The 9,725-nt window shown below is 57.2% G+C and carries 10 protein-coding genes and 3 pseudogenes; 4 read left to right on the plus strand and 9 right to left on the minus strand.

Going from position 1 to position 9,725, the window contains the following annotated elements; genetic code table 11:
- Positions 1–32 precede the first annotated feature (32 nt).
- Both aph(3'')-Ib and HF322_RS11315 read left to right on the plus strand, forming a co-directional pair.
- Entirely contained in the window at positions 33–836 is an 804-nt protein-coding gene (gene aph(3'')-Ib, locus HF322_RS11310; protein WP_001082319.1) for an aminoglycoside O-phosphotransferase APH(3'')-Ib, read from the plus strand.
- Complete coding sequence (locus tag HF322_RS11315; RefSeq protein ID WP_000480968.1) at positions 836–1,672, plus strand: aminoglycoside O-phosphotransferase APH(6)-Id; 837 nt, start codon at positions 836–838, stop codon at positions 1,670–1,672. Before aph(3'')-Ib ends, HF322_RS11315 begins: the two co-directional genes overlap by 1 nt.
- Before the next feature lie 97 nt (positions 1,673–1,769).
- Here HF322_RS11315 and HF322_RS11720 read toward each other — a convergent pair.
- Positions 1,770–1,871 (minus strand): annotated as a pseudogene (locus HF322_RS11720) (IS5/IS1182 family transposase); the annotation flags it as partial.
- Between the two features lie 136 nt (positions 1,872–2,007).
- On the opposite strand from HF322_RS11720, the gene HF322_RS11325 reads away from it, so the two are divergent.
- Positions 2,008–2,823, plus strand: a complete 816-nt coding sequence (locus tag HF322_RS11325; protein WP_000018321.1) for an aminoglycoside O-phosphotransferase APH(3')-Ia — start codon at positions 2,008–2,010, stop codon at positions 2,821–2,823.
- Between the two features lie 153 nt (positions 2,824–2,976).
- On the opposite strand, the gene HF322_RS11330 is transcribed toward HF322_RS11325, so the two are convergent.
- On the minus strand, positions 2,977–3,459 hold the full coding sequence (locus HF322_RS11330) for a carcinine hydrolase/isopenicillin-N N-acyltransferase family protein (RefSeq protein WP_223193277.1): 483 nt from the start codon (positions 3,457–3,459) through the stop codon (positions 2,977–2,979).
- On the opposite strand from HF322_RS11330, the pseudogene HF322_RS11335 reads away from it, so the two are divergent.
- Positions 3,398–3,688: pseudogene (locus HF322_RS11335) on the plus strand (aminoglycoside phosphotransferase family protein); the annotation flags it as partial. The gene HF322_RS11330 and the pseudogene HF322_RS11335 sit on opposite strands and share 62 nt — an antisense overlap.
- Positions 3,689–3,794: 106 nt before the next feature.
- Here the strand turns inward: HF322_RS11335 and HF322_RS11340 are convergent.
- The 7 genes and pseudogenes from HF322_RS11340 to HF322_RS11370 form a co-directional block, all read right to left on the minus strand.
- Positions 3,795–4,199: pseudogene (locus HF322_RS11340) on the minus strand (IS91 family transposase); the annotation flags it as partial.
- A 111-nt stretch (positions 4,200–4,310) separates the two neighbouring features.
- Positions 4,311–4,616 (minus strand): LysR family transcriptional regulator, encoded by a 306-nt coding sequence (locus HF322_RS11345; protein WP_001255015.1) that lies wholly within the window; start codon positions 4,614–4,616, stop codon positions 4,311–4,313.
- Between the two features lie 27 nt (positions 4,617–4,643).
- The gene (gene floR, locus HF322_RS11350) at positions 4,644–5,858 is read right to left on the minus strand and encodes a chloramphenicol/florfenicol efflux MFS transporter FloR (protein WP_000214122.1); all 1,215 of its coding nucleotides are present in this window, start codon (positions 5,856–5,858) and stop codon (positions 4,644–4,646) included.
- Between the two features lie 246 nt (positions 5,859–6,104).
- Positions 6,105–6,989, minus strand: a complete 885-nt coding sequence (locus tag HF322_RS11725; protein WP_001447541.1) for a DUF3363 domain-containing protein — start codon at positions 6,987–6,989, stop codon at positions 6,105–6,107.
- Between the two features lie 30 nt (positions 6,990–7,019).
- The gene (locus tag HF322_RS11360; protein WP_001120888.1) at positions 7,020–8,513 is read right to left on the minus strand and encodes an IS91-like element ISVsa3 family transposase; all 1,494 of its coding nucleotides are present in this window, start codon (positions 8,511–8,513) and stop codon (positions 7,020–7,022) included.
- Positions 8,514–8,723: 210 nt separating this feature from the next.
- The gene (locus HF322_RS11365; RefSeq protein ID WP_000743213.1) at positions 8,724–8,948 is read right to left on the minus strand and encodes a hypothetical protein; all 225 of its coding nucleotides are present in this window, start codon (positions 8,946–8,948) and stop codon (positions 8,724–8,726) included.
- On the minus strand, positions 8,945–9,682 hold the full coding sequence (locus tag HF322_RS11370) for a recombinase family protein (protein WP_001366550.1): 738 nt from the start codon (positions 9,680–9,682) through the stop codon (positions 8,945–8,947). The genes HF322_RS11365 and HF322_RS11370 overlap by 4 nt, the downstream gene beginning before the upstream one ends.
- Between the last annotated feature and the right edge of the window lie 43 nt (positions 9,683–9,725).

Below are 9,725 nucleotides of genomic sequence, written 5' to 3' on the forward strand. Positions count from 1 at the left end.
CGCGCTTCATCAGAAAACTGAAGGAACCTCCATTGAATCGAACTAATATTTTTTTTGGTGAATCGCATTCTGACTGGTTGCCTGTCAGAGGCGGAGAATCTGGTGATTTTGTTTTTCGACGTGGTGACGGGCATGCCTTCGCGAAAATCGCACCTGCTTCCCGCCGCGGTGAGCTCGCTGGAGAGCGTGACCGCCTCATTTGGCTCAAAGGTCGAGGTGTGGCTTGCCCCGAGGTGATCAACTGGCAGGAGGAACAGGAGGGTGCATGCTTGGTGATAACGGCAATTCCGGGAGTACCGGCGGCTGATCTGTCTGGAGCGGATTTGCTCAAAGCGTGGCCGTCAATGGGGCAGCAACTTGGCGCTGTTCACAGCCTATCGGTTGATCAATGTCCGTTTGAGCGCAGGCTGTCGCGAATGTTCGGACGCGCCGTTGATGTGGTGTCCCGCAATGCCGTCAATCCCGACTTCTTACCGGACGAGGACAAGAGTACGCCGCAGCTCGATCTTTTGGCTCGTGTCGAACGAGAGCTACCGGTGCGGCTCGACCAAGAGCGCACCGATATGGTTGTTTGCCATGGTGATCCCTGCATGCCGAACTTCATGGTGGACCCTAAAACTCTTCAATGCACGGGTCTGATCGACCTTGGGCGGCTCGGAACAGCAGATCGCTATGCCGATTTGGCACTCATGATTGCTAACGCCGAAGAGAACTGGGCAGCGCCAGATGAAGCAGAGCGCGCCTTCGCTGTCCTATTCAATGTATTGGGGATCGAAGCCCCCGACCGCGAACGCCTTGCCTTCTATCTGCGATTGGACCCTCTGACTTGGGGTTGATGTTCATGCCGCCTGTTTTTCCTGCTCATTGGCACGTTTCGCAACCTGTTCTCATTGCGGACACCTTTTCCAGCCTCGTTTGGAAAGTTTCATTGCCAGACGGGACTCCTGCAATCGTCAAGGGATTGAAACCTATAGAAGACATTGCTGATGAACTGCGCGGGGCCGACTATCTGGTATGGCGCAATGGGAGGGGAGCAGTCCGGTTGCTCGGTCGTGAGAACAATCTGATGTTGCTCGAATATGCCGGGGAGCGAATGCTCTCTCACATCGTTGCCGAGCACGGCGACTACCAGGCGACCGAAATTGCAGCGGAACTGATGGCGAAGCTGTATGCCGCATCTGAGGAACCCCTGCCTTCTGCCCTTCTCCCGATCCGGGATCGCTTTGCAGCTTTGTTTCAGCGGGCGCGCGATGATCAAAACGCAGGTTGTCAAACTGACTACGTCCACGCGGCGATTATAGCCGATCAAATGATGAGCAATGCCTCGGAACTGCGTGGGCTACATGGCGATCTGCATCATGAAAACATCATGTTCTCCAGTCGCGGCTGGCTGGTGATAGATCCCGTCGGTCTGGTCGGTGAAGTGGGCTTTGGCGCCGCCAATATGTTCTACGATCCGGCTGACAGAGACGACCTTTGTCTCGATCCTAGACGCATTGCACAGATGGCGGACGCATTCTCTCGTGCGCTGGACGTCGATCCGCGTCGCCTGCTCGACCAGGCGTACGCTTATGGGTGCCTTTCCGCAGCTTGGAACGCGGATGGAGAAGAGGAGCAACGCGATCTAGCTATCGCGGCCGCGATCAAGCAGGTGCGACAGACGTCATACTAGATATCAAGCGACTTCTCCTATCCCCTGGGAACACATCAATCTTACCGGAGAATATCGTTGGCCAAAGCCTTAGCGTAGGATTTCGCCCTCTCCCGCAAACGACCCCTTTATTGTAGGTGGGCCAGTTGGTGATTTTGAACTTTTGCTTTGCCACGGAACGGTCTGCGTTGTCGGGAAGATGCGTGATCTGATCCTTCAACTCAGCAAAAGTTCGATTTATTCAACAAATCCACGTTGTGTCTCAAAATCTCTGATGTTACATTGCACAAGATAAAAATATATCATCATGAACAATAAAACTGTCTGCTTACATAAACATTAATACAAGGGGTGTTATGAGCCATATTCAACGGGAAACGTCTTGCTCGAGGCCGCGATTAAATTCCAACCTGGATGCTGATTTATATGGGTATAAATGGGCTCGCGATAATGTCGGGCAATCAGGTGCGACAATCTATCGATTGTATGGGAAGCCCGATGCGCCAGAGTTGTTTCTGAAACATGGCAAAGGTAGCGTTGCCAATGATGTTACAGATGAGATGGTCAGACTAAACTGGCTGACGGCATTTATGCCTCTTCCGACCATCAAGCATTTTATCCGTACTCCTGATGATGCATGGTTACTCACCACTGCGCTCCCCGGGAAAACAGCATTCCAGGTATTAGAAGAATATCCTGATTCAGGTGAAAATATTGTTGATGCGCTGGCAGCGTTCCTGCGCCGGTTGCATTCGATTCCTGTTAGTAATTGTCCTTTTAACAGCGATCGCGTATTTCGTCTCGCTCAGGCGCAATCACGAATGAATAACGGTTTGGTTGATGCGAGTGATTTTGATGACGAGCGTAATGGCTGGCCTGTTGAACAAGTCTGGAAAGAAATGCATAAGCTTTTGCCATTCTCACCGGATTCAGTCGTCACTCATGGTGATTTCTCACTTGATAACCTTATTTTTGACGAGGGGAAATTAATAGGTTGTATTGATGTTGGACGAGTCGGAATCGCAGACCGATACCAGGATCTTGCCATCCTATGGAACTGCCTCGGTGAATTTTCTCCTTCATTACAGAAACGGCTTTTTCAAAAATATGGTATTGATAATCCTGATATGAATAAATTGCAGTTTCATTTGATGCTCGATGAGTTTTTCTGATAGTTAGTCTTTGTAGAGACACAAACCTGAAATTCCGGACACCGCGCTTCAGGACATCTCCCTGGACGCCGATATCTGGCAGTATCCGGACGGTACTATCGAACGCCGGGCCAACGGTACTCCCCTGCCCTTTATGACTGACGACCGGCTATTTCACCCACGCACTTCTCCATGAAATTTAGCATCGTCGCGGTTAATGTCGAAAATTTGCCACCTGACGTGGTTGGCATCGAGGGTGAAAACTGCCGTGGCGAGGGTGTTCTCCTCATCCGGATCGTCGGCAGCCAGCCGGTAAATTGGCAGTTCTGCGTCATGGGTATCTGAGAGAATGGTTTTTGCCGCCGCGGCGTCAAACGGAGGTTGCGTTTCCCGCCACTGCACGAGGCGTAACTGCCGCGACGCTGAACTGTCGGTAACGATCTGCTCAACGCCAGCCAGTGCCGCATGCACCAGATGGTTGGCATGCCCGGTTACCGTCGTCAGGGGTAGAACGGAACAGCCTTGACCGGTGGCCTCAACGCTGAACAGCCGCGCATCGCCCAGCTGCCCGAGCGTATGGTGAAACGCCCCGGATCGCGGCTGGCTGGTGATAGATCCCGTCGGTCTGGTCGGTGAAGTGGGCTTTGGCGCCGCCAATATGTTCTACGATCCGGCTGACAGAGACGACCTTTGTCTCGATCCTAGACGCATTGCACAGATGGCGGACGCATTCTCTCGTGCGCTGGACGTCGATCCGCGTCGCCTGCTCGACCAGGCGTACGCTTATGGGTGCCTTTCCGCAGCTTGGAACGCGGATGGAGAAGAGGAGCAACGCGATCTAGCTATCGCGGCCGCGATCAAGCAGGTGCGACAGACGTCATACTAGATATCAAGCGACTTCTCCTATCCCCTGGGAACACATCAATCTCACCGGAGAATATCGCTGGCCAAAGCCTTAGCGTAGGATTCCGCCCCTTCCCGCAAACGACCCCAAACAGGAAACGCAGCTGAAACGGGAAGCTCAACACCCACTGACGCATGGGTTGTTCAGGCAGTACTTCATCAACCAGCAAGGCGGCACTTTCGGCCATCCGCCGCGCCCCACAGCTCGGGCAGAAACCGCGACGCTTACAGCTGAAAGCGACCAGGTGCTCGGCGTGGCAAGACTCGCAGCGAACCCGTAGAAAGCCATGCTCCAGCCGCCCGCATTGGAGAAATTCTTCAAATTCCCGTTGCACATAGCCCGGCAATTCCTTTCCCTGCTCTGCCATAAGCGCAGCGAATGCCGGGTAATACTCGTCAACGATCTGATAGAGAAGGGTTTGCTCGGGTCGGTGGCTCTGGTAACGACCAGTATCCCGATCCCGGCTGGCCGTCCTGGCCGCCACATGAGGCATGTTCCGCGTCCTTGCAATACTGTGTTTACATACAGTCTATCGCTTAGCGGAAAGTTCTTTTACCCTCAGCCGAAATGCCTGCCGTTGCTAGACATTGCCAGCCAGTGCCCGTCACTCCGCGGTCTTCACTGCGTGATCGAGTTGATCGACACCCGCCGTGACACGCTCCATGAAGTGCCTGCCTGCGTCTGTTAGCCGAACGCCCCGCGCATGGCGCTCAAATAGCAGGACACCAAGGTTATCCTCCAGCGCTTTCACACGCGCGCTGACGCTCGACTGGCTGATACCAAGTGCCTTGGCCGCATGCCGAAAATTCAGATGCTCGGCGACGGCGATGAACTGAACAAGGGAAATGAGCGGTATCCTGCCAGACAGGATACCGACATTCACGAGGTTTCGATGGTTAGTGCGCCGCATCGGAGCGGGCCTGCTACCAGTCGTCGGTTAGACGACTGGCGACTTCTCGGTGGCAGCCCCACGGAGCCGAAGGAGCACCAGCCCCAACGAAACCAGTACCGCCATCGCCGTGGCGTAACAGATCACGGGCCACGCTGTGTCACCGTTTAAAAGTGCCACCGCCAATGTCCCGACAATGCTGACTATCAGGCTTTGAACGCAGAAGTAGAACGCGACCGCTGATCCCGCGATGTCGTCGAACTCTGCCAAAGCGCCGTTCGCGGTAACGGACACCGTGAAGACAATACCGACCGCGACAACCCACATCGGTAGGATGAAGGTGAGGAATGACGGCGAGCCGTAAAGTTCGCCGATCCCCAACAGGACCGCTCCGCAAACAAGCAACGCCATCCCACGCGCCACGCATCCTGCGATGCCCCATCTGGCGACAAAGGACTTCGCGAAACGGGTTGTCACGATCATTACAAGCGCGACAGTGGCGAAGGCAAAGCTGAATCCGATCTCGGAATATTCCGCTTGGCCTATGAGCACACGGGGAGCCGTCGAGAAGAAGACGAAGTAGGTGCCCATACCGGCGCTAAAGCCGACAGTGTAAACCCAAAAAGCCGGACTCGCGAAGATCGGCAAGACAGATCGGCGCGTCTTGACTTGATCCAGAGGGCGGGTTTCGTGCCACCTGAAACCCGCATTTAGGAGTGCGAGCATCGCCAGTATAGCCAAAGTAATGAATATCGCCTGCCATCCCAAGAACTCGCCGATCAATACTCCGGCGATAGGGCCGAGCGCAGGCACGAACGCCAGCATCGAACTGAAAAGGCCGTAGATGACGACACCCTCAGGACGGTTGGCATAAACGTCGCGAACCGTCGCGAACGTCGCCACCAGCATGGCCGACGCGCCCACTGCTTGAAGTAGACGGAAAGCGACAAAGGCCGGTGCAGTTGAAGACCAAGCTGCTCCCAGAGACGCAATGACGAAAGCCGTTGCGCCCGCAAGTAGAATTGGCCGTCGCCCGATTCTGTCTGAGAGCGGACCAAAAATCACCTGGCCCACGCCGAGCATCACCATATAGAGGCTCAACGTGAGTTGGATCATAGCGGGCGTCGTGTTCAGGATGCCGGGCATCGCTGGAACGACAGGGAGATAAATATCCATCGCCAGTGAAGCGAGGATGTCGAAAGGAGCCATCAGCAGCAGTGCTGCCGGCAGCGTATAGGCCCACGCGGGGCGTGTGGTGGTCATGACGAATCAACCCTCGATTAAGGAATACCGGGCGACGTCTGCTCGTCAGCAATCAGATGAGACTAGCCTTACAGAGCGCCGCAACAACAATACTGGTTGTTGCGGCTTACTTGTCTGCTGACTTGGAATTTCCCATCTGATTACTCCACGCTTACGAATATGAATTGCTACATTTTATCCGATTATAATATGAATTGCTACATTTTATCCGATTATCTTTTGCTTCGCAATGCGGCATGGGCGCACTCAGCGTTCCAGCCCCCTCTGCCGCCCTAACTGCCACGACACCGACCCGCCCTGCACGATGCCCATAACCTCGCGGCCGAGTTGGCGGTCGATGATCGGCCGCCACGGGACAAGGGTGAACTCATGGGATTTCTCGACCACGGCGAACTTGCCGCTCGATAGATGCACGGTTCCGGTAAACTTGCCGCTGACGCTCTCGCCGTCCGTGGCGGCGCGGAACGGCAGGCCCTTACTCAAAGCCATATCCGATCCGACGCCGGCTACCTCGCGCTCCCGCAGGATGGCGAGAAGGTTGCGCCGGTAGAAGACGCGGCTGTCCCGGCTGCGGGTGGCGTCGCCCTGTTCGATATGGTGCTCGCGGCGCTGGTCCATGGCTTCGCGGACTTGTTGCCCGAAGCCGGTTGGCGCAAGGTCGGCCGTCTCGCCGTGGATCAGCCGCCGGTCCAGCCAGGTCGCGCCGTCCGATCCGATCTGTTTGTTCAGATCGACCGGGGAAAGGACGCGAACGCTGGCCTGACTGTCTCGGCCGGCGTCATGGGCGGCGGCACGGCTGACCAGATCATCGGGGATGCGCCATTGGTCGGCGTCGATCCGCTCGACGATACCGGCCCGGCGTAGCGCCTCCAGCCGGCGCACATGGGCATCGACATAGCCCTCATAGTCGCCGCCTGGAACGCGGCACGTATAGGAAGAATAAACGCCCTTTTCACCCAAGTCCAACAGCTTTGGACCGCAGTTGACTCTTTCGACACCCCTGCGATGCAACCCAATCCGGCTGACGGGGAGCCAGCAACGCTGAAAATTTACCCTCCTCTTTCCCACTAGCGGCTCCTTTTCCGACAACCAGCACGGCGGATCCCTGCCGCGGCGCTGTGAACGCAGCATTTTGATTGGTATCGTTGGCCTTCAGGCTCGTCAGTCAAACAGACCCAGGAGCAGCTCAGCCGGTGGCGCCCGGCTTTCGGGTAACGCCCTGGTCCCGCTGGTTTCGGCTTTGTGCTTCAGGTGATCAAGGATCTGCTTGATCACTATAGGGTCTTCAATGCAGGCGATGACTTTCATGGCGCCGCCGCAGCCGCTGCAGGTCTCGATGTCGATATTGAAAACACGCTTGAGCCGTTGCGCCCATGTCATCGACGCTCGCCGTTGTGCTGGTGTTGCCGGTTCATCAGCCACCCTGACCTTGTTGCCCCTGCCCCGTTTTGCCGGCGTGACCAACGCCCGGTGCCGACTGTTGGGTGCGAACACCCCGTGGAAGCGGGTTAGGTTGACTCTGGGCTTCGGTACCAGGGCGGCCAGCCTTGCAATGAAATCCAATGGTTCGAAAATGACGTGCGTGGTGCCGTCCCGGTACGGCGTCTTGAGCTGGTAGCGCACGTTGCCGCCTCGTGTTAACGACAGCCGCTTCTCGGATACCGCCGGGCGGCTGATGTACCGGCACAGCCGTTCGAGCTTCTTGCGTTCATCGGCCCTGGCCGCCACGCCGGCGTGCAGGCTGGACCCGGCTACCTTGCCAATCCCGTCACCGAACGGATCACCACTGGTCGGCAGAGTTTGCAAAGTGAACACCTTTCGCCCCGCCTGTGAACCGACAGCGATACGGTAAGTGATCGAGTGCCCCAGCAGGGGTGTCATCGGGTCGTCATCCACCGCATCCGAGGCCAGATAGCTGTTTTCGACATCCCGTTCCAGCAGGCCTTGCCGTTCCAGATAGCGACCCACCCGGTGGGCGATGGTGTGCGTCAGCTGGGTGAGCTCTGGGCTGGTCGGCGCCTTGACCCAGCGGAAACGCGCTGAGCCGTGGGATTGCTCGACATACACACCGTCGAGAAACAGCATGTGGAAGTGAACATTCAGATTGAGCGCCGATCCAAAACGCTGGATCAGGGTGACCGCGCCCGTCTTGGCCACTTGGTGGGTATGGCCCGCTTTCTTGACCAGGTGCGTGGCAATGACGCGGTAAACGATGCCCAGCACCCACCCCATGATCTCGGGCCGGCTGGCAAACAGGAAACGCAGCTGAAACGGGAAGCTCAACACCCACTGACGCATGGGTTGTTCAGGCAGTACTTCATCAACCAGCAAGGCGGCACTTTCGGCCATCCGCCGCGCCCCACAGCTCGGGCAGAAACCGCGACGCTTACAGCTGAAAGCGACCAGGTGCTCGGCGTGGCAAGACTCGCAGCGAACCCGTAGAAAGCCATGCTCCAGCCGCCCGCATTGGAGAAATTCTTCAAATTCCCGTTGCACATAGCCCGGCAATTCCTTTCCCTGCTCTGCCATAAGCGCAGCGAATGCCGGGTAATACTCGTCAACGATCTGATAGAGAAGGGTTTGCTCGGGTCGGTGGCTCTGGTAACGACCAGTATCCCGATCCCGGCTGGCCGTCCTGGCCGCCACATGAGGCATGTTCCGCGTCCTTGCAATACTGTGTTTACATACAGTCTATCGCTTAGCGGAAAGTTCTTTTACCCTCAGCCGAAATGCCTGCCGTTGCTAGACATTGCCAGCCAGTGCCCGTCACTCCCACTCGATTGTAAACAAGCACACAAAACCCTTTAGTGACAACAATTTGCAAGAACTATCAGGCTCAGTGCCATGAAAAATACCATGACCAGATCATGAGGTTGAACACGGCTTGCGCCGGCAGCGTTCACGCTCCTGGTCGGCGATCTCGCCCGGCTGCAATGCTAGCTCAGCATCGGTCATGCGCTCCAGCACGTCGCGTAGGCGGATGGTGCAAGGAATGGGCGGCAGCTCGAACTCATAGCCGCCGGCGATCATTTCGGCCGCAATCTCCTCGGTGATGAAAAACGGCTCGTCGTCTTGGTTCGGCTTCTTCATGCCCTTTCCTCCTGGCGCTCATCCTGGCCGACAGCGGCCAGGGCATCGGCTTCCGTCAATGCGTCCTCCACGAACGCGCCGTGCTGCTTCGCTTCGGCCTGGCTGACCTCGGCCCATATCCGTTTCACCTGGGCCGCACTGTACCCGGCCAGCTCGGCGGTCTTGTTGATGCTGTAGCCGGACTTGCGCAGCGCGACAACTTGGGCGCGGCGCTTCGGATCAGCACGGCGGCCCTTGTACCGCCCGGCCTGGCGGGCCAACTCAATGCCTTGGCGCTGGCGTTCGCGCCTGTCCTCGTAGTCGTCGCGGGCCATCTGCAAGGCCAGGCGAAAAAGCATGATCTGCACGGCTTCCAGCACGATCTTGGCGACGCCCTGGGCCTCGGCCGCCAGGTCGGATAGATCGACCACGCCAGGGACGGCCAGGCGTGCGCCTTTGGCCTGTATCGAGGCCACCAGGCGCTCGGCCTCGGGCAAAGGTAGGCGGCTGATGCGGTCGATCTTCTCGGCAATGACCACCTCGCCGGGCTGTAGGTCGCCGATCATGCGCAGCAGCTCAGGCCGGTCGGCGCGTGCGCCGGATGCCTTCTCACGGTAGATGCCGGCGACGTAGTAGCCGGCGGCCTTCGCGGCCGTAGTGATCGCCTCTTGGCGTTCCAAGTCCTGCGCGTCGGTGCTGACGCGCAGATAGACCCGCGCCACCATCGGCGCGGCTACTGGCTTCGTCCTGCGCATACTTGCGGGCTCCTTTGGGCATACCCCAAAAGAACCACTAAAT

This window comes from Psychrobacter sp. MF31, assembly GCF_012847335.1.
Classification (GTDB): domain Bacteria; phylum Pseudomonadota; class Gammaproteobacteria; order Pseudomonadales; family Moraxellaceae; genus Psychrobacter.

Bases quoted from the DNA above. Each gene is read 5' to 3' on its own strand.
- HF322_RS11315 (WP_000480968.1), top strand. From the start codon at position 836: ATGTTCATGCCGCCTGTTTTTCCTGCTCATTGGCACGTTTCGCAACCT.
- HF322_RS11325 (WP_000018321.1), top strand. From the start codon at position 2,008: ATGAGCCATATTCAACGGGAAACGTCTTGCTCGAGGCCGCGATTAAAT.
- HF322_RS11345 (WP_001255015.1), bottom strand. From the start codon at position 4,616: ATGCGGCGCACTAACCATCGAAACCTCGTGAATGTCGGTATCCTGTCT.
- floR (WP_000214122.1), bottom strand. From the start codon at position 5,858: ATGACCACCACACGCCCCGCGTGGGCCTATACGCTGCCGGCAGCACTG.
- HF322_RS11725 (WP_001447541.1), bottom strand. From the start codon at position 6,989: ATGCTGCGTTCACAGCGCCGCGGCAGGGATCCGCCGTGCTGGTTGTCG.
- HF322_RS11360 (WP_001120888.1), bottom strand. From the start codon at position 8,513: ATGCCTCATGTGGCGGCCAGGACGGCCAGCCGGGATCGGGATACTGGT.
- HF322_RS11365 (WP_000743213.1), bottom strand. From the start codon at position 8,948: ATGAAGAAGCCGAACCAAGACGACGAGCCGTTTTTCATCACCGAGGAG.
- HF322_RS11370 (WP_001366550.1), bottom strand. From the start codon at position 9,682: ATGCGCAGGACGAAGCCAGTAGCCGCGCCGATGGTGGCGCGGGTCTAT.